Annotated in this window: 18 protein-coding genes, 6 tRNA genes and 1 pseudogene; 10 read left to right on the top strand and 15 right to left on the bottom strand. The window is 50.8% G+C overall.

The genetic code is table 11. From position 1 onward, the window contains the following. Nucleotides 1–15: 15 nt before the first annotated feature. The 5 genes from ypdE to glk form a co-directional block, all read right to left on the bottom strand. Entirely contained in the window at nt 16–1,053 is a 1,038-nt protein-coding gene (gene ypdE, locus ACK8NJ_RS06895; RefSeq protein ID WP_000366061.1) for an aminopeptidase, read from the bottom strand. Further along, a complete protein-coding gene (gene ypdF, locus ACK8NJ_RS06890; protein WP_001600263.1) occupies nt 1,053–2,138 on the bottom strand; it encodes an aminopeptidase in 1,086 nt (361 codons plus the stop codon). The genes ypdE and ypdF overlap by 1 nt, the downstream gene beginning before the upstream one ends. A gap of 14 nt (nt 2,139–2,152) precedes the next feature. Then, on the bottom strand, nt 2,153–3,400 hold the full coding sequence (locus ACK8NJ_RS06885; protein WP_411962282.1) for a PTS fructose transporter subunit IIC: 1,248 nt from the start codon (nt 3,398–3,400) through the stop codon (nt 2,153–2,155). A 21-nt stretch (nt 3,401–3,421) separates the two neighbouring features. Beyond that, a complete protein-coding gene (locus tag ACK8NJ_RS06880) occupies nt 3,422–3,748 on the bottom strand; it encodes a PTS fructose transporter subunit IIB (protein ID WP_000038456.1) in 327 nt (108 codons plus the stop codon). A gap of 218 nt (nt 3,749–3,966) precedes the next feature. Continuing rightward, a complete protein-coding gene (glk, locus tag ACK8NJ_RS06875) occupies nt 3,967–4,932 on the bottom strand; it encodes a glucokinase (RefSeq protein WP_000170346.1) in 966 nt (321 codons plus the stop codon). 203 nt (nt 4,933–5,135) lie between these two features. Between glk and ACK8NJ_RS06870 the strand changes: the two genes are divergently transcribed. Both ACK8NJ_RS06870 and ypeC read left to right on the top strand, forming a co-directional pair. Further along, nucleotides 5,136–6,392 carry an ion channel protein gene (locus ACK8NJ_RS06870; protein ID WP_061300831.1) on the top strand — a complete coding sequence of 419 codons (1,257 nt, stop codon included), beginning with the start codon at nt 5,136–5,138 and terminating at the stop codon, nt 6,390–6,392. Between the two features lie 114 nt (nt 6,393–6,506). Next, nucleotides 6,507–6,833: a DUF2502 domain-containing protein YpeC gene (gene ypeC / locus ACK8NJ_RS06865; protein ID WP_000490072.1), complete on the top strand. Its 327-nt coding sequence runs from the start codon at nt 6,507–6,509 to the stop codon at nt 6,831–6,833. 141 nt (nt 6,834–6,974) lie between these two features. Here ypeC and ACK8NJ_RS06860 read toward each other — a convergent pair whose 3' ends face one another. Together ACK8NJ_RS06860 and ACK8NJ_RS23860 are read right to left on the bottom strand one after the other, a co-directional pair. Continuing rightward, nucleotides 6,975–8,213, bottom strand: a complete 1,239-nt coding sequence (locus ACK8NJ_RS06860) for an Nramp family divalent metal transporter (RefSeq protein WP_000186369.1) — start codon at nt 8,211–8,213, stop codon at nt 6,975–6,977. Then, entirely contained in the window at nt 8,194–8,250 is a 57-nt protein-coding gene (locus tag ACK8NJ_RS23860) for a hypothetical protein (RefSeq protein ID WP_418134935.1), read from the bottom strand. Before ACK8NJ_RS23860 ends, ACK8NJ_RS06860 begins: the two co-directional genes overlap by 20 nt. Before the next feature lie 298 nt (nt 8,251–8,548). Between ACK8NJ_RS23860 and nupC the strand changes: the two genes are divergently transcribed. Continuing rightward, the gene (gene nupC / locus ACK8NJ_RS06855) at nt 8,549–9,751 is read left to right on the top strand and encodes a nucleoside permease NupC (protein ID WP_000376337.1); all 1,203 of its coding nucleotides are present in this window, start codon (nt 8,549–8,551) and stop codon (nt 9,749–9,751) included. Between the two features lie 49 nt (nt 9,752–9,800). On the opposite strand, the gene ACK8NJ_RS06850 is transcribed toward nupC, so the two are convergent. The 3 genes from ACK8NJ_RS06850 to ACK8NJ_RS06840 all read right to left on the bottom strand — a co-directional run bounded on the left by ACK8NJ_RS06850 (nt 9,801) and on the right by ACK8NJ_RS06840 (nt 12,388). Next, nucleotides 9,801–11,990 (bottom strand): bifunctional diguanylate cyclase/phosphodiesterase, encoded by a 2,190-nt coding sequence (locus ACK8NJ_RS06850; protein ID WP_001308827.1) that lies wholly within the window; start codon nt 11,988–11,990, stop codon nt 9,801–9,803. A gap of 207 nt (nt 11,991–12,197) precedes the next feature. Beyond that, a tRNA-Ala gene (locus tag ACK8NJ_RS06845) sits at nt 12,198–12,273 on the bottom strand. Nucleotides 12,274–12,312: 39 nt separating this feature from the next. Then, nucleotides 12,313–12,388, bottom strand: a tRNA-Ala gene (locus tag ACK8NJ_RS06840). Between the two features lie 220 nt (nt 12,389–12,608). On the opposite strand from ACK8NJ_RS06840, the gene ACK8NJ_RS06835 reads away from it, so the two are divergent. Further along, nucleotides 12,609–12,968, top strand: coding sequence for a YfeC-like transcriptional regulator (locus ACK8NJ_RS06835; protein WP_000472024.1), 360 nt, complete (start codon nt 12,609–12,611; stop codon nt 12,966–12,968). A 1-nt stretch (nt 12,969) separates the two neighbouring features. Continuing rightward, nucleotides 12,970–13,362 (top strand): MerR family transcriptional regulator, encoded by a 393-nt coding sequence (locus ACK8NJ_RS06830; RefSeq protein ID WP_000826499.1) that lies wholly within the window; start codon nt 12,970–12,972, stop codon nt 13,360–13,362. Between the two features lie 39 nt (nt 13,363–13,401). Here the strand turns inward: ACK8NJ_RS06830 and ACK8NJ_RS06825 are convergent, their stop codons facing one another. Further along, entirely contained in the window at nt 13,402–14,610 is a 1,209-nt protein-coding gene (locus tag ACK8NJ_RS06825; RefSeq protein WP_024211273.1) for an RNA-guided endonuclease InsQ/TnpB family protein, read from the bottom strand. A 7-nt stretch (nt 14,611–14,617) separates the two neighbouring features. Here ACK8NJ_RS06825 and tnpA point away from each other — a divergent pair. Then, nucleotides 14,618–15,043, top strand: a pseudogene (gene tnpA, locus ACK8NJ_RS06820) (IS200/IS605 family transposase); the annotation flags it as partial. A gap of 117 nt (nt 15,044–15,160) precedes the next feature. Here the strand turns inward: tnpA and gltX are convergent. Then, nucleotides 15,161–16,576 carry a glutamate--tRNA ligase gene (gene gltX, locus ACK8NJ_RS06815; RefSeq protein WP_000695653.1) on the bottom strand — a complete coding sequence of 472 codons (1,416 nt, stop codon included), beginning with the start codon at nt 16,574–16,576 and terminating at the stop codon, nt 15,161–15,163. A gap of 258 nt (nt 16,577–16,834) precedes the next feature. Between gltX and ACK8NJ_RS06810 the strand changes: the two genes are divergently transcribed. From ACK8NJ_RS06810 to ACK8NJ_RS06795, 4 genes are all read left to right on the top strand, one after another. Beyond that, a tRNA-Val gene (locus ACK8NJ_RS06810) sits at nt 16,835–16,910 on the top strand. A gap of 44 nt (nt 16,911–16,954) precedes the next feature. Then, a tRNA-Val gene (locus ACK8NJ_RS06805) sits at nt 16,955–17,030 on the top strand. A 46-nt stretch (nt 17,031–17,076) separates the two neighbouring features. Beyond that, nucleotides 17,077–17,152, top strand: a tRNA-Val gene (locus ACK8NJ_RS06800). Nucleotides 17,153–17,156: 4 nt separating this feature from the next. Beyond that, nucleotides 17,157–17,232: transfer RNA gene (locus ACK8NJ_RS06795), tRNA-Lys, on the top strand. 110 nt (nt 17,233–17,342) lie between these two features. Here ACK8NJ_RS06795 and xapR read toward each other — a convergent pair. From xapR to xapB, 3 genes are read right to left on the bottom strand one after another with little or no spacing between them, the layout of a single operon-like run. Continuing rightward, nucleotides 17,343–18,227 carry a DNA-binding transcriptional regulator XapR gene (gene xapR, locus ACK8NJ_RS06790; RefSeq protein WP_001389744.1) on the bottom strand — a complete coding sequence of 295 codons (885 nt, stop codon included), beginning with the start codon at nt 18,225–18,227 and terminating at the stop codon, nt 17,343–17,345. A 40-nt stretch (nt 18,228–18,267) separates the two neighbouring features. Further along, entirely contained in the window at nt 18,268–18,426 is a 159-nt protein-coding gene (locus ACK8NJ_RS06785) for a DUF1427 family protein (RefSeq protein ID WP_000651752.1), read from the bottom strand. Between the two features lie 52 nt (nt 18,427–18,478). After that, nucleotides 18,479–19,735, bottom strand: a complete 1,257-nt coding sequence (xapB, locus tag ACK8NJ_RS06780; RefSeq protein ID WP_001520974.1) for a xanthosine/proton symporter XapB — start codon at nt 19,733–19,735, stop codon at nt 18,479–18,481. Between the last annotated feature and the right edge of the window lie 38 nt (nt 19,736–19,773).

Raw genomic sequence — 19,773 nt, 5'->3', positions numbered from 1 at the left:
GGGTTAATCAGGAGATCATCTGAAATCCGTCAGTTGAACAACCGTCTCACGGGTAAGACGTTGAATAAGGGCAGATAAAAGTTGCTGCATCTGCAAAATGTCGCGGCAATCGGCAATCGATGCCGCACAATGTCCGTGGCGCGTCGCTGGCCCCATCACCACCGTGGGTACGCCGGTGCCAGTTAAATGCACCGCTCCACCGTCCGTGCCGCCGTTGCTGAACATATCTGCCTGTAACGGCACGCCAATTTCTGCCGCCACGGTTTCAATCCACGCGGTAAGTTTTGGCGGCGCAATCAGCGACTTGTCGCTTAATACCAGCATCGGGCCGTTACCAATCTGGCGATGGTTAGCCGCGCCATAATCAAAGTTTTTCGCCCAGCAGGCGGTATCCAGCACAATCGCAACGTCCGGTGAAACCGCACGGGTAGCGGTTTGCCCGCCGCGTAATCCCACCTCTTCGCTGGAGCTGGCCACCAGCCACACCTCCGCAGGCAGTTCGGCGTCGTGCAGCTCACGTAGTAACGTCACCAGCAGATAGCAACCGAGGCGATCATCAAAGGCTTTCCCCATCACCCGCTGGTGAGGGAGAACCTGAAAAGTTGTATCAAAGGTGACGCGATCGCCTGGACGAATTCCCGCCTGCATCACTTCGTCATACGAGCGCGCACCAATGTCCACGCGCATGGCGCTGACGTCATTCCCCTGCCGGTCGCCGTCAAGCAGGCCTGGAATTTTGCACTCTTCACGGGTAGTGATACGCACCGACTGAAGCTGGCGGGCAGCCATGCGTACATTGCCAACCGGCAACACATCGATCGCCCCTTCGCGGGAGATGCTGCGCACCATAAATCCCACTTCATCCATATGCGCACAGATCATCACCTTCGGACCTGTCGATTCATTGAGGCGGATCAGCACCGATCCCAGGCCGTCAAATCGCACTTCTTTTTGCAGGCGATCCGCTTCTTCCAGCAGGATCTGCCGCACTTCCTGTTCCGAGGAGGCGATCGCATCTGCCTCGCTCAACGCTTTTAATAACGATAAATCCATTATGCCTCTCCCGTGAGCAACACTGTTTTCGGCATGGCGTAGAGCACTTCTGCGCCTTGCGGGGTGACCAGCACAACATCCTCGATGCGCACGCCCCCTTGCCCTGGCAAATAAATCCCCGGCTCCACGGTCAGTAACATGCCTGGCTGTAGCGTCGTGGTGTCCCGCGGTGAAAAACGCGGATCCTCATGGACTTCAATACCGATAGCATGACCGGTGTTATGACCGAAATTGTCACCAAATCCAGCCTCGGTAATCACCCGGCGCGCGGCGTCGTCAACCTGCTGGCAGCGCACGCCGGGGCGAATCGCGGAGATTGCTGCGAGCTGTGCCTGCAGGACAATTTGATAGACGTTAAACAGCGGGTGAGATTCGGCGCTCACCCCTTCGCCATTCACCAGCAAGGTGCGCGTCATATCAGAGCAGTACCCCTGATAGAGCGCACCAAAATCAAGAGTGACAAACTCGCCCGCCGCAACAATCTTGTCGCTGGCTTTACCGTGCGGCAGCGCCCCACGCCAGCCGCTGGCGACAATGGTGTCAAAAGAGGCTTTTTCTGCGCCCTGCTGGCGCATAAACCACTCCAGTTCAGCGGCTATCTCGCATTCGCTCATCCCCGCCTGAATAAAGCGGCGAATATGCTCCGCACCACGATCGGCAATCCCACAGGCGAGGCGGATTTTCTCCACCTCCTCTGGCGTTTTGATTTGCCGCAGCACATCCGGCGTGGCGCTAACCAGTTTCGCATTGAGTTCAGACTGCCAGCGGTGCACGGTTTCCCAACTCACCTGCTGGCCCTCAAAACCGAGCGTTTGCAACTGCTCATCGGCAATGATTTGCCTGGCGATGGTTGTAAGCTTGTGCGTCGCGTCAAGCAAATGCAGCTGGTAACCTTGCGTGCGGGCTTCGACATCCGCGTAATAGCGCGAGTCCACCAGAATGTGCGCACTTTCACGGCTAATCAGCACATAGCCTGATCCGGTGGAGATCCCCAGATGCGGCTGTTTGTTCTGCCGTGAGGAGAGAAGCACCGCATCCAGTTGTTGCGCCTTAAGCCAGTCGCGCAGCGAAGCGAGTAATGTCATCTGGATTTTCCTTCTTACAGGCTATCGATTAACAATTTGCCTTTACGGAACATCATCAGACGCAGGAACACCACCATCAGCGCAGTAATGACTGCCCCCAGCGCGATCCCCGCCATGTAGACGCCGAGGTTAGTGACCAGCGGCCATGCCCAGATAGCGGACTCCGGGAACCATTGCACTGCGCCCAGCCAGACTGCAGCGGTTGAGCCGACAATCGCGCCGACCATATACGACGGAATGGCGGTGATGGGGCTTTCCAGCGCAAACGGAATCGCACCTTCACTGATCCCCATAAAGGCAAGGAACATGGCGGTTTTACCCTGCGGATAAAGCTGAGCGTTGAACAGGCGTTTGCCGGTTAAACGACGGTCAATAATGGTCGCCAGACCCAGACCAATCGGCGGAATAACGATAGCGATAGAACGTGCGGTGACCGGTAATACGTGGTCCGTGGTAAAGCTGAAGGCAACGAAACCTGCGGCTTTGTTGATCGGGCCACCAAGGTCGATTGCTGTCGCCGCGGCGATCCCCATCGCATACATTAGCGCGCCCTTCTCACCTGCGGCAGTCAGCACGGTACGGATACCGCCGTTGATCCAGCCGCCAAAGGGGGTGATGACGTAGTACATCGCCAGCATGACAAAAATGGCGGAAAGAATCGGTAGCAAAAAAGTGGTTTTGAACGCTAACAGGAAATCCGGTAACTGGATTTTCTGGTTCATCCATTTCACAAGGTAACCGGCAACGATAGAAATAATCAGCGCACCAATGAAGGTGGACGGCACCGGCGAAGAGGTCGCCCATTGCATAGTGCTGGGATCGAAGTTCAGCAGTTGCGTCGGCTGGGTAGACATCAAGCCGCCAATAAAACCAGCCGGGAACGCCAGTTTGCCGCCGATAGAGTTCGCCACAAAAGCGGCAAACATCGGAATGGCGAAACCAAACAACACGCCGCCGAAGGACTGCGACAGCCAGGCAAATTTCAGTAAGGAAAGGTCGAAACCGGAGAATTTCCCGCTATTAAGAGCATCCATGATGCCGATATCAGCAGGAATTTTAAGCCAGCTATAAGCAATAAGCTGGCTGAAAGCGAGGATCACACCGCCCATAATTAAGGTCGGCACCATGCGTGAAATCCCTGACATCACATGCTGCGGGAGTTCACCCCAGAAGCTGCTTTTAGAGGCCTGCGGATTCTTAACTGCCGCTGCCGCACCGGATGCGCCAGGCACAAAGGTTGCACTGCGTTTTTTAATGGCCATAACAATTATCCCTGTCGAATATTACTGTTGTTCAGAGGCAATCATCTCTTCGATTTCTTTGATGATGCCCGCAGCGTTTTTAATTGCGTCCTGCAAAGTGATTTCATAAACGTCGCGTGATTCGAAACGTTCGTTATCTTCCGGGGTAACCGCCACGGAGTGGATGATGATGGTCGCTTCGGCGATATCCTGCGCGGTCAGGCGATTCTGGATGCCGTCCGCGCCCTGAGTTTCAATTTTCACTTCATAGCCTGCTTCCACCGCCGCTTCTTCCAGCGCCTGGGCTGCCATAAAGGTGTGAGCCAGACCCATCGGGCAGGCACATAAAGCAATCAGTTTCTTACTCATCGTTAATTCCTCGTTCAGTGATAGTTGACGAGTGAAATTATGAACGTGCAAAACAAATCGCCGTTACCAGACAAATAATGCATTTACTGGAGAATTAATCCCGCTGTACGGAAGTGTGACGCAGGTCGGCCTTGTGAGGGGACACAAAGGAAAATTGAATTAACTGTATGATTTAAAAGATTATCGGGAGAGTTACCTCCCGATATAACAGGAAGGATTTACAGAATGTGACCTAAGGTCTGGCGTAAATGTGCACCGGAACCAAGAAGGCCCGGATTGTCATGGACGATGAGATACACCGGAATATCATGGACATATTCTTTAAAGCGCCCTTTATCTTCAAATGCGGCACGGAAACCGGAGGCTTTGAAGAACTCAAGGAAACGTGGCACGATACCACCCGCAATAAACACGCCGCCAAATGTCCCGAGATTGAGCGCCAGATTGCCGCCAAAACGGCCCATAATGACGCAAAACAGCGACAACGCACGGCGGCAATCGGTGCAGCTGTCAGCCAGCGCGCGTTCGGTAATATCTTTTGGCTTGAGATTTTCTGGCAGGCGGTTGTCGGCTTTAACAATTGCGCGATACAAATTCACCAGTCCTGGGCCAGAAAGCACGCGCTCTGCCGAAACATGACCAATTTCTGCACGCAGTATTTCGAGGATAATGGCCTCTTCTTCACTATTCGGCGCAAAATCAACGTGACCGCCTTCGCCTGGCAAGCTTACCCAACGCTTATCGACATGGACCAGATGCGCAACCCCAAGCCCCGTTCCGGCACCGTAAACCGCAATAGGCTTACCTTCGACCGGTTCTGCGCCACCAAACTGAATCAGATGCTCTTTTTTCAGCATCGGGATCGCCATCGATACAGCGGTAAAATCGTTAATAATTTCCAGATGGCTAAAACCGAGATTCTTTTTCATTTCGGCAATTGAGAACGCCCAGGTATGGTTGGTCATTGCCACCCAGTCACCGGTAATTGGGCAAGCGATGGCAATACAGCCGTCTTTCACCTCGACCTTATGTTCTTCAAGATAAACGCGAATGACCGCTTCGAGGCTGGGGTAATCAAGCCCTGAATAGGTCTTAGCCTGCGAGATTTCACCACTGGCAATATCACACAGAGCAAGACGTGCGTTGGTGCCGCCCACATCACCGACTAATGCATACTTTGTCATTCTTCAACTGCTCCGCTAAAGTCAAAATAATTCTTTCTCACACTGTAAATACCTGGGGGCATAACAACAACGCCGGAAAGGCAGGCTCCCTGTAAATATCGATCTGGGTCACACAATTACTTTATCGTTTCAGCACCAATTGCAGCGATGCCTTTTTGCAAGCTGGGCAAACTAAGTATCTGACCCCGCATAAGGAATAGAACATGCTCCATCCGCGAGCCAGAACCATGTTGTTATTATCGCTCCCCGCCGTGGCAATTGGGATTGCGTCCAGTCTTATTCTGATTGTGGTGATGAAAATCGCCTCGGTATTACAGAATTTGCTCTGGCAACGACTGCCGGGAACTCTGGGGATAGCTCAGGATTCACCTTTCTGGATCATCGCCATATTAACGCTAACAGGTATTGCGGTGGGGTTGGTTATCCGTTTCAGCCAGGGGCATGCTGGACCAGACCCCGCCTGTGAACCGCTGATCGGCGCACCGGTTCCGCCCTCTGCGCTACCTGGACTTATCGTAGCATTAATTCTCGGTCTTGCTGGCGGCGTCAGCCTGGGGCCGGAACATCCGATCATGACCGTCAATATCGCCCTTGCGGTTGCCATTGGCGCTCGTCTGTTACCGCGCGTCAACCGAATGGAGTGGACTATTTTAGCCTCTGCCGGCACCATCGGCGCACTGTTTGGCACACCTGTTGCGGCGGCGTTGATATTTTCGCAAACCTTAAATGGTAGTAGTGAAGTTCCGCTATGGGATCGTCTTTTTGCGCCGTTAATGGCGGCAGCAGCTGGTGCACTTACTACCGGATTATTTTTCCATCCCCATTTTTCACTGCCCATTGCGCATTACGGAAAAATGGAAATGACCGATATTCTCAGCGGTGCAATTGTCGCGGCGATTGCCATCGCAGCAGGGATGGTCGCCGTATGGTGCTTACCACGGTTGCACGCGATGATGCATCAAATGAAAAATCCGGTGCTCGTGCTGGGTATTGGCGGATTTATTCTCGGTATTCTGGGGGTTATGGGTGGACCAGTTTCGCTGTTTAAAGGGCTGGATGAGATGCAGCAGATGGTGGCAAATCAGGCTTTCAGCACCAGCGATTACTTTTTGCTGGCAGTAATTAAACTTGCCGCCCTGGTCGTTGCTGCCGCCAGTGGCTTTCGCGGTGGGCGAATCTTCCCGGCAGTGTTTGTCGGGGTGGCATTAGGGTTGATGCTGCATGAGCACGTTCCCGCCGTTCCAGCGGCAATAACCGTTTCCTGCGCTATTCTCGGCATCGTGCTGGTGGTAACACGCGATGGCTGGTTAAGTCTTTTTATGGCGGCAGTCGTTGTACCCAATACCACATTGCTACCGCTGCTCTGTATCGTCATGCTTCCGGCATGGCTGTTATTAGCAGGTAAGCCGATGATGATGGTCAATCGTCCGAAGCAACAGCCACCCCACGATAACGTTTAGCAAAAAATGCTCTCCTTTATGATTTAAGAGTTATGGCGATGATACGGGGCTTTACCTCCCCGTAATATTGCGTTAACAGGCCGCTGACGGCTTCGATCGTGAAGGAGAATAACAATGTTCAGGTCACTGTTTCTGGCGGCCGCCCTGATGGCATTTACCCCGCTTGCGGCAAACGCAGGTGAAATCACCCTACTGCCATCAATCAAATTACAAATTGGCGATCGCGATCATTACGGTAATTACTGGGACGGTGGTCACTGGCGCGACCGTGACTACTGGCATCGCAATTATGAATGGCGTAAGAACCGCTGGTGGCGTCATGATAATGGCTACCATCGTGGCTGGGATAAGCGTAAAGCGTATGAGCGTGGCTATCGTGAAGGCTGGCGCGATCGTGACGATCATCGTGGAAAAGGCCGCGGACATGGACACCGCCATTAAACACATTCGCCAATGGAGCACAATGCCTGATGCGACGCTAGCGCGTCTTATCAGACCTACAAACCGTCTCTTTAACGCATAGGGCGGATAAGGCGTTTTACGCCGCATCCGCCAGTGATGCCTGGTACGACGCCAGTTGAACTATAGCCCCAGCGCCGTACCCACTAACAACCAGATATTCAGAGCCACTACCAGCACCACAATCACCCAGCCTGTCTGTTTTACGCGTTTGCTGTTCACCAGATCGCCCATCAACTTGCTGTCACTGGTGAAAATCAGCAGTGGAACCAGCGCCAGGGCGATACCAAAACTTAACAGCACCTGACTCATAACCAGAATCCGTGTCGGATCTAATCCCATCAGAATGACAATAAATGACGGCAGCATGGTGACTGTACGACGCACCCACAGCGGGATATGAAAGCGAATGAAGCCCTGCATCACCACCTGCCCCGCCAGTGTCCCCACCACCGTTGAGGACAGTCCGGCAGCAACCAGGCTTAATCCAAAGACCGTTGCCGCAGCATGGCTTAACAACGGTTGCAGCGTCAGATAAGCCTCATCAAGATCGGCAACACCGGTATGACCAGAAAAGTGGAACGCCGCCGCAGCTGTAGCCATCATCGCCAGATTGACAAAACCGGCAATAGTCATGGCGATAGCCACATCCCATTTGGTGGCGGAATAACGTTGTTGACGCGAACCGCCATGTAAATGCTGAGTGAGCGAAGAGTGCAAATAAATCACATGCGGCATAATCGTCGCCCCCAACACGCCTGCTGCCAGGAAGACCGCCTCCGAAGTAGGTAAACTCGGGATCACCATTCCTTTACCCAGCTGCGCCAGGTTAGGCTGGGAGAAAATCAACTCGACAATGTAAGCCGCGGCAACAAACAACAGTAACCCGCCTATCACTTTCTCCAGCGGTTTTTGCCCGCGACGTTGCAGCATTAAAATCAGGAATGTCGCGATACCCGTCAGCACCGCGCCCTGCAACAACGAAACACCAAGAATGAGTTTAAAACCGATCGCCGCACCAATAAATTCCGCCAGGTCGGTTGCCATCGCAATAATTTCTGCCTGAACCCAATAGAACCACACTACGGGACGCGGATAGTGATCACGAATCTGCTCCGCCAGATTTTTACCGGTGGCAATCCCCAGTTTGGCAGAGAGGATCTGAATCAGCATCGCCATCAGGTTGGCCCAAACGACAACCCACAGTAGCTGATAGCCGAAGCTGGCACCCGCCTGAATATTGGTCGCAAAGTTACCGGGATCGATATAACCAATCGCCGCAATGAACGCAGGTCCCATTAATGCGAGCCTCATCTTGCGCGCCGCCCGTCCGCTGCTACTCTCAACGCGATAGTTCGTCATCTTGTGCCTCTAAAACATAGCCTTTGCTATGTTTCATGCTATGCCAAACGAGAATGATTATCAAATTCATTTAAATGGGTTGTGGTGATTTCTCTGATAGACCAGGATTATGACTACGAAAAGATTGATGACTTGAATGTTATGGTTATGTTTAATGTTAGCACATTTACATAACTTTCAGCTTCCATACACAACATAGCAGAAATGTATGACAGCTCACTATTTTTGAAGCTGGTCACAGGACGTCATTATAGTGTGTGTCAGATCTCGTTTTCCTTAACCATGTTACATAGAATGTGCACGGAAATTTAACCTGCCTCATATTTGGAGCAAATATGGACCGCGTCCTTCATTTTGTACTGGCACTTGCCGTTGTTGCGATTCTCGCACTGCTGGTAAGCAGCGACCGCAAAAAAATTCGTATCCGTTATGTTATTCAACTGCTTGTTATCGAAGTGTTACTGGCGTGGTTCTTCCTGAACTCCGACGTTGGTTTAGGCTTCGTGAAAGGCTTCTCCGAAATGTTCGAAAAACTGCTCGGATTTGCCAACGAAGGGACTAACTTCGTCTTTGGTAGCATGAATGATCAAGGCCTGGCATTCTTCTTCCTGAAAGTGCTGTGCCCAATCGTCTTTATCTCTGCACTGATCGGTATTCTCCAGCACATTCGCGTGTTGCCGGTGATTATCCGCGCAATTGGTTTCCTGCTCTCCAAAGTCAACGGCATGGGCAAACTGGAATCCTTTAACGCCGTCAGCTCCCTGATTCTGGGTCAGTCTGAAAACTTTATTGCCTATAAAGATATCCTCGGCAAAATCTCCCGTAATCGTATGTACACCATGGCAGCAACGGCGATGTCCACCGTGTCGATGTCCATCGTTGGTGCATACATGACCATGCTGGAGCCGAAATACGTCGTTGCGGCGCTGGTACTGAACATGTTCAGCACCTTTATCGTGCTGTCGCTGATCAACCCTTACCGTGTTGATGCCAGTGAAGAAAACATTCAGATGTCCAACCTACACGAAGGTCAGAGCTTCTTCGAAATGCTGGGTGAATACATTCTGGCAGGTTTCAAAGTCGCCATTATCGTTGCCGCGATGCTGATCGGCTTTATCGCCCTGATCGCCGCGCTGAACGCACTGTTTGCTACCGTGACTGGCTGGTTTGGCTACAGCATCTCCTTCCAGGGCATCCTGGGCTACATCTTCTATCCGATTGCATGGGTGATGGGTGTTCCTTCCAGTGAAGCACTGCAAGTGGGCAGTATCATGGCGACCAAACTGGTTTCCAACGAGTTCGTTGCGATGATGGATCTGCAGAAAATTGCCTCTACACTCTCTCCGCGTGCTGAAGGCATCATCTCTGTGTTCCTGGTTTCCTTCGCTAACTTCTCTTCAATCGGGATTATCGCAGGTGCAGTTAAAGGCCTGAATGAAGAGCAAGGTAACGTGGTTTCTCGCTTCGGTCTGAAGCTGGTTTACGGCTCTACCCTGGTGAGTGTGCTGTCTGCGTCAATCGCAGCACTGGTGCTGTAAGACCATACATAAAAAAGCCGGGGATAATTCCCCGGTTTTTTTACGCCTGTTAATCAGCTAATGGCTGCGGGCGACCAATCAAATACCCTTGCAGATATTGCACCCCGAGCTTATGCAATAGCGCCTGCTGCTGTTGCGTCTCGACAAACTCCGCGACCACACTCAATGACTTCGCTTTCGCCAGATCGGTAATTGATCTCACAATCATCGCATCCAGCGTATTCGTGACAATATCTTTCACAAAGACGCCATCAATTTTGATGATATCAGCCTGCAAACGCTTTAACCGTTCGTAGTTGGCATAGCCGGTGCCAAAGTCATCAATCGCAATCCGGAAACCAAACTTATGCAGCTGCTCGATGTTGTACATGCTGCTTTCTGCGTTAGAAAACGCCTGCTCCTCGGTGATCTCAAGAATGACCGCCTGCGGGGAGATGTTATAACGCTTAAACAGACGAATAATCCGCCCGGCAATATTCTTTTGCAGCAGCGTGAGCGGCATTAAATTGACTGAAAAGCGCGGGCCTTTTTTGTCGCAAGGATGTGTTGCCAGCCACTTCAACAAGGATTCCAGCACTTGCAAATCAAAACGCGCGCTAAGGTTAAACTGAGCAATAAGGGGCAGAAACTTATCCGGGGTCATAATGCCGCCGTCATATTTCAGTCGCGCGAGGATTTCATCATAACCTTCACCCTCTTTGTTGCGAATTGGCTGGGCGTAGAGCAGCAAATCCCCCTGATCTAACGCCGTGCGAATGGTATTCAGCAATAGCACCTGTTTAGTGGTCTGCCCGGAAACCATCTCCTCTCTGCTATCCAGCGCCAGCACATGGTGATGTGCGCAGGATTGCTCCGCCAGCCAGCTTAACTGCCCCAACAAGGGTTGCAGGGTTTCCTGATTTCCATCAAAACGCCCCCAGGCAGCACCATAGCCCATATCCAGCCCGGTATTGTTCCAGTGAATTTGCCGACTATTCAGGATGTTAACCATATGCTGGAGTCGCCCTTCCGTTTCCGGTCCACTCAGCACTAACAGCAGTTCACTACCCGGCAATTGATACAACTTTTCGTTTTCCTGCATCAACGGCAGCAGCGTACGGTAAATTGAGCGGATACAGTGAACGCGCATCATTAAGCCGTAATGACGACTCATAAACTCAAGATTATCAATGCGCAGGCAGCAAAAACTCTTGCCCGCCTCTTGCTCCGGCGCTTGCTCCAACGCACGAAAGTTGGGTAGGAGCGTTAACGGATCGGTCAGCGCCTGCAAATGCCAGCGGCGATTAAGCCATTCACTGCGATGATAAATGCGCACCATATAGAGCAGGCAAACGCTAAAGGAAATCAGCACCGCGAGAATAAATGCCAGCGAATATTCGGTTAGTACCCCTTGCAAAAAGTTCTGGTTGTAATTCAGAAGGCAAAGCGTTGAAACAGCCCAGGTGAGATTTAAAAACGGATAGCGAAGCTTACCGACACCGAGGGTAAAGATAATGAAGAAAACAGGTACCAGGTAACCGGCAATAAAGTCATTCTCATACGGTGTGCACATCAGAAGTAGCAGCACGCTAAGAGCTGCCAGCCAGCTTAAGGTAAATGCGCGTTTCTCTTTGCTCAACGACGGAGCGATATCCCTGCGCCACAATATCTGCGCAAAGTGGGGACTTACAATCATGCGAGTGAGATAGTAGAAAAGCATGTTGTAAATCAGCACAGCGGTGAAAAGGCTTAGTAAATCAACGACTGTGAAAATGGCATCCGCATCGCCGAAAAAGGTGGATATCTTTAGCGGGAAATCAAAAAAGCTCCCCACAAGATACATGCTGCATTTGATGCCGATCGGCGTCACCAAACCAAGCCAGAAAAGACGTTGCCAGACATATCGGCTGGTCAATCCATAACGCCAACGCGTCCCCAGCTGCCAGCGTAATATTGCGCAGGCACACAACACAACAAACGTCTGGCTGCCGAGCATGACCGCGGTCTGTAAAAAAGAGAGATGAAAGTTCCACAGATTGGTGCAAAACATCCCGCATAAAACGGGAACGACACCGCGCCAGCCAAAGATAAACAAGATTGACAGCATTACGCACAGTGGCATCCACGCCAGAAAGATATAACTGGAATGGATAATGGCAAGTGGCGAAATAAAACGGGATAGCTGAATAAGTACCACGGTGAGCGTAAACGCTAGTGTGAATATCTTGATATTTTTTATCAGGTTATGCTCCACAAACATGAGTACACTACTCTCACTGATCGGGGTTTTCAGGCACACAAATAATAAGTTTATTCGCATCGCGAAGCAAACAGAGGCCAGCCTGTTGCCGATTTTTCATCCAATGATGTTTTCACCAGGCGGCGCTAACCCGGACGTAGACTGTATTACAAAAGCGGCAAAAAGCAGAGACAAAAAACCCCCGCTTTACAGCGAGGGTTTGAAATTTGGTGGAGCTAAGCGGGATCGAACCGCTGACCTCTTGCATGCCATGCAAGCGCTCTCCCAGCTGAGCTATAGCCCCACGAGGCGTTTACGTACCAATTTTGCTGGGTGCAAAATTTGGTGGAGCTAAGCGGGATCGAACCGCTGACCTCTTGCATGCCATGCAAGCGCTCTCCCAGCTGAGCTATAGCCCCGTTACGTAAAGCTTGTCGAGTTGACGGGCGGCATCATATGAATTCCGCCCGAATGTGTCAACGGCAAATTGCAGCGTGTAGTTTCAATCGCTGAAAAATCAGGCAAATGAACAATTTTGGAAAACCGCTCGCATTCAGTAGTTATTCATGTCACGGTTTCCTGTAAAGTGGTGTTATAAAATGAACTACTAATAGACCCACATACATTCAGGGAATTGTTATGTTCAAGGAGAGGATGACGCCAGATGAACTTGCCAGACTGACCGGCTATAGCCGCCAGACCATTAATAAATGGGTACGCAAGGAAGGCTGGACAACGTCACCAAAACCTGGCGTCCAGGGTGGCAAAGCCCGACTGGTTCACGTCAATGAACAGGTTCGTGAATATATTCGCAATGCTGAACGTCCAGAAGGTCAGGGAGAAGCGCCTGCCCTGTCTAGTGATGCGCCGCTTGAAGTGTTGCTGGTGACACTGGCGAAAGAGATGACGCCAGTTGAACAAAAACAGTTTACATCCTTGCTTCTGCGGGAAGGGATTATCGGATTATTACAACGCTTAGGGATTCGCGATAGCAAATAATATGAAAAGATTACGCAATAAAATGACCACCGAAGAACTGGCTGAATGCCTCGGTGTGGCTAAACAAACTGTTAACCGTTGGATCAGAGAAAAAGGCTGGAAAACGGAAAAATTTCCTGGCGTGAAAGGCGGTCGTGCCAGACTTATTCTGGTCGATACGCAAGTTTGCGAGTTTATTCAGAACACGCCAGCCTTCCATAACACTCCGATGCTTCTGGAAGCCGAAGAACCCCTTGCCGAATACGCACCGGGGATTCGCACTCCTGCTTATCGGCAAATCATCAGCGCAATAGACAACATGACTCACAGCGAGCAGGAAAAAGTTGCGCAATTTTTGTCACGCGAAGGAATTCGTAATTTCCTTGCTCGTCTCGACATAGATGAATCAGCTTGACATCCTCCACGCCCTGAATGACGAGGATCCCTGCTACGTTCAGGCTGTCGCCTGAATCATTTCGGTGGGTTCCTGCTTCAACGGGCGGCCTGACTGCACCATCTCTCCACAGGCAAGAACGGCGTGCCCCGCCGCTAAAATGTTACGAGCGCCGTTTACATCGGCGTTCGCTGTGTATCCACATACCTGGCATCTGAATTTACTTTGTGACAGACGATTTTCTTTCGCTGTATGACCACAGCACGCGCAACGCTGGCTTGTGTACGCTGGCGGAACAGCAAGCACCTGACCACCACCCCAGAGCTGCTTGTACTCAAGCTGGCGGCGCATTTCATACCAGCCCTGATCCAGTATCGAACGGTTTAAACCTGATTTTGCCCGGACATTGCGCCCCGGCTGGCTGACCGTACCCGCTGCTGACTTTGACATGTTGCTGACCTTCAAATCCTCAATGACTATCATTGCGTGGTTTTTGCTGACGGTCGTTGTGACTTTGTGAAGGTAGTCCCTGCGGATATTTGCGATACAGGAATGCAGACACTGTATTTTGCGTTTCTGCTTCTGCCAGTTGTTGCTGAATTTGACCCTGCGGCTTAACTGTCGCTGAAGTCTCGCCAGCTTCTTCTGGTTTTTCTGCAAACTGTTTACAGGCTCAAAGACTGTGCCATCTGACAGCGTGGCGAGTTTAGCCACGCCAGCATCCAGCCCGATCATTGATGCTGAAGGGTGAACCGGAGTTGATACTTCATTTTCTGTCTGAATACTGATGTACCACTTACCGCAGGACTGGCTGACAGTGACATTTTTCACAACACCCGTGACCTGACGGCTATTCCGGTAGCGCATCCAGCCAAGTTTCGGCAGAAAAATACGGCTGTTTTCCTGATCGAGCTTAACGCCCTGCGGGTAGCGGAATGCATCATTCTGTCCCCGCTTTTTGAATCGGGGAAAAGCAGCCCGCTTCTGGAAGAAGTTTTTGTAAGCCCGCTCAAGGTCTTTCAGTGACTGTTGCAATGGCTGTGACGGGGCATCTTTAAGCCATTGCGTTTCAGTGGCATTTTTCCACTCAACCAGCCAGGAAGCCATTTTCCCGTAAGGGATGTATTTATTACCGGCCTCATGATTCTCATTCTGAAGCGCCAGAGCACGATTGAAAACGAAACGACATGCGCCTGCGAAGCGCCTCATTTCACGCTCCTGTTGACCACCGGGTCTTAACTGGAATTTAAATGCCTGTAGTCGTTTCACAGGCCAAATGATACTTTGGTCTGTGAGAAAAGAAACCGATATCCGGCGTGGAAGGCATTGTGTTTTCCTGATGCATGTTCACCAGGTCTTTGTCACCAAATACCGACGTCAGATTTTTGACCATGACGCGACAGAAAAACTACGCACTTACTTTTCAAATGTATGTGCTGATTTTGAAGCTGAACTGGTTGAAATGGATGGCGAACCAGATCACGTCCATTTGTTAATTAACTATCCTCCCAAACTGGCGATATCCAGTCTGGTAAACAGCCTCAAAGGCGTATCGGGTAGGTGACTGCGACGAGATCGACCAGATATTGCAGTCAGGTATTACTACAAAGGCGTTTTGTGGAGTCCTGGCTATTTTGCCAGTAGCTGCGGAGGTGCGCCGATATCCGTCATCCGCCAATACATTGAACAACAGCAAACACCTGGTCAGGTGGAAAACCGCGCCTTATATCCCCGCCCTGAAGGACGGGGTTTTACGGCGCACCGGATAAATAAAAAACGGCAGGGGTATCTCTCCTGCCGTTTATCTTTTATGCGCTAATTACTGCTGATTTTCACGTTCAGCAATAAAAGCCAGCGCTTTGTTGATACGCTCGATACTGCGGGTCTTACCGATTGCGTGAACAGTAACGTCCAGCGCCGGAGACTGCCCCGCACCGGTAACGGCGACACGCAGCGGCATACCAACTTTACCCATACCCACTTCCAGCTCATCCGCCGTCGCCTGAATAGCGTGGTGAACGTTTTCAGCGGTCCAGTCAGTAATCGCGGCCAGTTTGTCACGAACCACTTCCAGCGGCTGACGCGCTACCGGGCGCAGATGTTTTTTCGCGGCGTCGGCATCGAACTCAGCAAAATCTTCGTAGAAATAGCGGCAGCTCTGTGCCATCTCTTTCAGCGTCTTGCAGCGTTCACCCAGTAGTTTCACCAGATCAGCCAGCTGCGGGCCGTTACGGGTATCGATATTTTCCTGCTCAATGTGCCACTGTAAGTGAGTAGCAACATACTCCGGCGGCAGCGCGTTAATGTAGTGATGGTTCAGCCACAGCAGCTTGTCGGTGTTGAACGCACTGGCAGATTTGCTGACGGCATTCAGGGTGAAGTATTTGATCATCTCTTCACGAGTGAAGATTTCCTGATCGCCGTGGGACCAGCCCAGACGCACCAGATAGTTCAGAAGTGCTTCTGGCAAATAACCGTCATCACGATACTGCATTACGCTGACCGCCCCGTGACGTTTGGACAGTTTTTTGCCGTCATCGCCGTTGATCATAGAAACGTGCGCGTAAACCGGTACCGGCGCTTTCAGTGCTTTAAGAATGTTGATCTGGCGTGGCGTGTTGTTGATATGGTCTTCGCCACGGATAACGTGGGTGATTTCCATATCCCAGTCGTCAACCACCACACAGAAGTTATAGGTTGGAGAACCATCGGTACGACGGATAATCAGATCATCCAGCTCCTGGTTGCTGAATTCGATCGGACCACGGATCTGATCGTCAAAAACAACAGAACCTTCCTGCGGGTTAGCAAAACGTACAACACACGGTTCATCATCAGCATGATGCTCATGGCTGTGGCGGCAGCGACCGTCATAACGCGGCTTCTCACCTTTCGCCATTTGCTCTTCGCGCAGCGCTTCCAGGCGCTCTTTAGAGCAATAGCATTTATAAGCAGTGCCCTCTTCCAGCATCTGATCGATCACCGCGTTGTAGCGATCAAAACGTTTGGTCTGGTAGTACGGACCTTCATCCCACTCCAGGCTCAGCCAGTTCATGCCATCCATAATGGCTTCGATAGCTTCCGGCGTGGAACGCTCAAGATCGGTGTCTTCAATACGCAGCACGAACTCACCGCCGTGGTTACGTGCAAAAAGCCAGGAGTAAAGAGCAGTACGCGCGCCGCCAACGTGCAGATAGCCTGTTGGGCTTGGCGCGAAGCGAGTTTTGATTTTCATGAAATGGCCTTACGTTTAGAAAGATGCCGACAACCGGCAAATCCTGGAAAAATTGAGTGGGCGATATTCTATCACTCCCGCCTGATTCCTCAATGTAGTTCGGGTTGCAACCTTACGCATTATTGTTTTCGTTGACAAATTGCGCAACACGGTCTGTTTTGCGATCATCTTGCTTAAATTTACGACGAACGAACAATTTCTTTAGAAAATGCGTTGACTCATTTTGAACTCTCCCTATAATGCGACTCCACACAGCGGGGGTGATTAGCTCAGCTGGGAGAGCACCTCCCTTACAAGGAGGGGGTCGGCGGTTCGATCCCGTCATCACCCACCAACTACTTTATGTAGTCTCCGCCGTGTAGCAAGAAATTGAGAAGTGGGTGATTAGCTCAGCTGGGAGAGCACCTCCCTTACAAGGAGGGGGTCGGCGGTTCGATCCCGTCATCACCCACCACTTTCTCGCCAGCTAAATTTCTTGTAAAAATGTGAAGTACCGAAGTGGGTGATTAGCTCAGCTGGGAGAGCACCTCCCTTACAAGGAGGGGGTCGGCGGTTCGATCCCGTCATCACCCACCACTTCGGGTCGTTAGCTCAGTTGGTAGAGCAGTTGACTTTTAATCAATTGGTCGCAGGTTCGAATCCTGCACGACCCACCAATGTAAAAAAGCGCCCTAAAGGCGCTTTTTTGCTATCTGCAATTTGCGAAATTGCCTGATGCGCTTCGCTTATCAGACCAACTATGTCCGGCAGTTCCCGTGCCTCTCATCTACTGCGCCAACGCCGCCAGCAGTTTAACCAGCGCGGGCGTCACCTGCTGTGTTTCATAAACAATATATAAATCTGCAGGGATGCGCTGTTTGAGCGGACGGAAAATGACACCTGGCCAGTTCATTTGTGCGTAGCTGTCCGCTATCAATGTGATACCAATGCCCATACTGACCATAGCGAGTACCGTTTGCGGTTCATTAACTTCGCGAATAACAACCGGTGAAAATCCCACCTGCTGGCAAACTCGCTGCAAAAAATCCCAGTCAGTGTAAACGGGCGGCATTGTAACGAAATACTCGTCACCTAGCGCTTCCAGCGGGACGGTGGAAAATGATGAGAGATGATGCTCTTCAGGCATCGCCACCAGAAACGCCGATTCATGCAACCGTAAGCTGGTAAAACCTGCCGGTGGTTCTGTCGCCATTCTCCAGATTCCGGCATCGAGTTCACGTCGTTCCAGCAGGGCCATTTGCATCGCGGGCATCTTTTCGCGAAAAAGAACGTCAACGTTAGGATTTTCCCTGAGGAATCGCCGCATAACCGGGCGCATCCGTCCCCACATTGCCGTTCCCACAACCCCGAGTTCAATCCGCCCTGCTTCTCCCCGACCTATTTGTTCAACCCGAGCCAATACATTATTTGCATTCACCAGCAATCGACGCGATTCTTCCATCAAGATTTTGCCCGCGTGTGTCAGTACGACGCTGCGCGAATGGCGAATAAAAAGCTGCGTGCCGAGTTGATTTTCCAGCTCTTTAATATGAATGCTGAGCGGAGGCTGAGACATATTTAAACGCGCTGCTGCGCGACCAAAATGCAACTCTTCCGCTACTGCAAGAAAATAACGGAGCAACTTAAGATCTGTTCTGTATACGCGTTCCATAATTAAGTGCTCCATATAATAAATACATCGTATTAAATTATCATGGCATAAAGTATTTCACCACCAGATATCCGACATACATAAACACAATGGATAATATACCCGGTAATACATTTGGTACAGGAATAGGCAAGCGCACGATTGTAAACAAAGCACCAATGCCAAAACCAACGCCAGAAGAAAATAAAATATCTTTCACTAATTAACCTTTATCATAAAAGCAGCCCCAAGGAACAGAGCTGCGAATCCTTTTAATGTGTAACTGAACGATGCGTTATCTTTTCAGGGTCATGGTTATATTTAAACCCAAAGAAAAATATCACTGCGAGGAAAAGAGCATACCCTGCAAACATCAGCCAAATGGTATGCCAATCTTTTACGCCATCCACCGAGAAGTAATCCACTGCCATACCGCTCAGAATCGAGCCAACCCATGCGCCGACACCATTTACCATGGTCATAAAGAGCCCCTGCGCGCTGGCACGAATGCTGGAATCAACTTCCTGTTCGACAAATACCGAACCAGAAATATTGAAGAAATCGAATGCACAGCCATAAACAATCATCGACAGCAGTAGCAAAATAAATCCGGTTGTTGACGGATCGCCATAGGCGAAGAAGCCAAAGCGCAGCGTCCAGGCCACCATACTCATCAGCATGACGGTTTTAATGCCAAATCGCTTTAAAAAGAATGGGATAGTCAGTATAAAGCCCACTTCTGCCATCTGTGAAACTGACAGTAAAATGGAGGGATATTTCACCACAAAACTGTCAGCAAACTCAGGATTACGGGCGAAATCATGCAGGAACGGGTTGCCAAAAACGTTGGTAATTTGCAGCACCGCGCCCAGCATCATGGCGAAGAGGAAAAAGATAGCCATGCGTGGATTTTTAAACAGCACGAAAGCATCCAGACCCAGCTTGCTGGCAAGCGATGTAGTCGCTTTTTTCTCCGCAACCGGAATCTTCGGCAAAGTCAGCGCATAAGCCGACAGCAGCAATGACGCACCGGACGCGATATACAGCTGCAGACTACTCAATTCCAGATGCAGCAGGCTTACTGCCCACATGGCGACAATGAACCCCACCGTACCAAAAACGCGAATGGGCGGGAAAGCGGTCACCGGGTCAAGCCCTGCCTGGGCAAGACAGGAATAAGAGACGCTGTTCGATAACGCAATAGTCGGCATAAACGCCATCGCATTGACTAACATCACCCAAAACATCATATCCGGATCAGTTACGGATGCCGCATAAAAAAGTACGCCCGCACACACCAGGTGACACAGCATGTATGCACGTTCTGCACGCAGCCATTTGTCTGCGATGATCCCCATTATACCGGGCATAATAATCGCGGCGATCCCTTTGGAACTGTAAACCATGCCAACATTAGCGCCGGTGAAATGAAGGGTATTAATCATGTAAGAACCGAGGGTAACCAGCCAGCTCCCCCAGATAAAATATTGCAAAAAGGACATTACCTTTAAGCGCAAAGCGATGCTCATAATCGTTTCCTTGTCGCATCATGTGGCCTCACCCGTGA

It is taken from the genome of Escherichia sp. F1, from assembly GCF_046764225.1.
In the GTDB taxonomy this organism is placed as follows: Bacteria; Pseudomonadota; Gammaproteobacteria; order Enterobacterales; family Enterobacteriaceae; genus Escherichia; species Escherichia coli.
This window is presented reverse-complemented; position numbering and strand designations above follow the sequence as displayed.

Excerpts from the sequence above, each read along its gene's own strand:
- glk (WP_000170346.1), bottom strand. The coding sequence starts at position 4,932 with ATGACAAAGTATGCATTAGTCGGTGATGTGGGCGGCACCAACGCACGT.
- ACK8NJ_RS06870 (WP_061300831.1), top strand. The coding sequence starts at position 5,136 with ATGCTCCATCCGCGAGCCAGAACCATGTTGTTATTATCGCTCCCCGCC.
- xapB (WP_001520974.1), bottom strand. The coding sequence starts at position 19,735 with ATGAGCATCGCTTTGCGCTTAAAGGTAATGTCCTTTTTGCAATATTTT.
- ACK8NJ_RS06860 (WP_000186369.1), bottom strand. The coding sequence starts at position 8,213 with ATGACGAACTATCGCGTTGAGAGTAGCAGCGGACGGGCGGCGCGCAAG.
- ACK8NJ_RS06885 (WP_411962282.1), bottom strand. The coding sequence starts at position 3,400 with ATGGCCATTAAAAAACGCAGTGCAACCTTTGTGCCTGGCGCATCCGGT.
- nupC (WP_000376337.1), top strand. The coding sequence starts at position 8,549 with ATGGACCGCGTCCTTCATTTTGTACTGGCACTTGCCGTTGTTGCGATT.
- ACK8NJ_RS06835 (WP_000472024.1), top strand. The coding sequence starts at position 12,609 with ATGTTCAAGGAGAGGATGACGCCAGATGAACTTGCCAGACTGACCGGC.
- ACK8NJ_RS06880 (WP_000038456.1), bottom strand. The coding sequence starts at position 3,748 with ATGAGTAAGAAACTGATTGCTTTATGTGCCTGCCCGATGGGTCTGGCT.
- ypdF (WP_001600263.1), bottom strand. The coding sequence starts at position 2,138 with ATGACATTACTCGCTTCGCTGCGCGACTGGCTTAAGGCGCAACAACTG.
- ypdE (WP_000366061.1), bottom strand. The coding sequence starts at position 1,053 with ATGGATTTATCGTTATTAAAAGCGTTGAGCGAGGCAGATGCGATCGCC.
- gltX (WP_000695653.1), bottom strand. The coding sequence starts at position 16,576 with ATGAAAATCAAAACTCGCTTCGCGCCAAGCCCAACAGGCTATCTGCAC.
- ACK8NJ_RS06830 (WP_000826499.1), top strand. The coding sequence starts at position 12,970 with ATGAAAAGATTACGCAATAAAATGACCACCGAAGAACTGGCTGAATGC.
- ypeC (WP_000490072.1), top strand. The coding sequence starts at position 6,507 with ATGTTCAGGTCACTGTTTCTGGCGGCCGCCCTGATGGCATTTACCCCG.
- xapR (WP_001389744.1), bottom strand. The coding sequence starts at position 18,227 with ATGGAACGCGTATACAGAACAGATCTTAAGTTGCTCCGTTATTTTCTT.
- ACK8NJ_RS06850 (WP_001308827.1), bottom strand. The coding sequence starts at position 11,990 with ATGTTTGTGGAGCATAACCTGATAAAAAATATCAAGATATTCACACTA.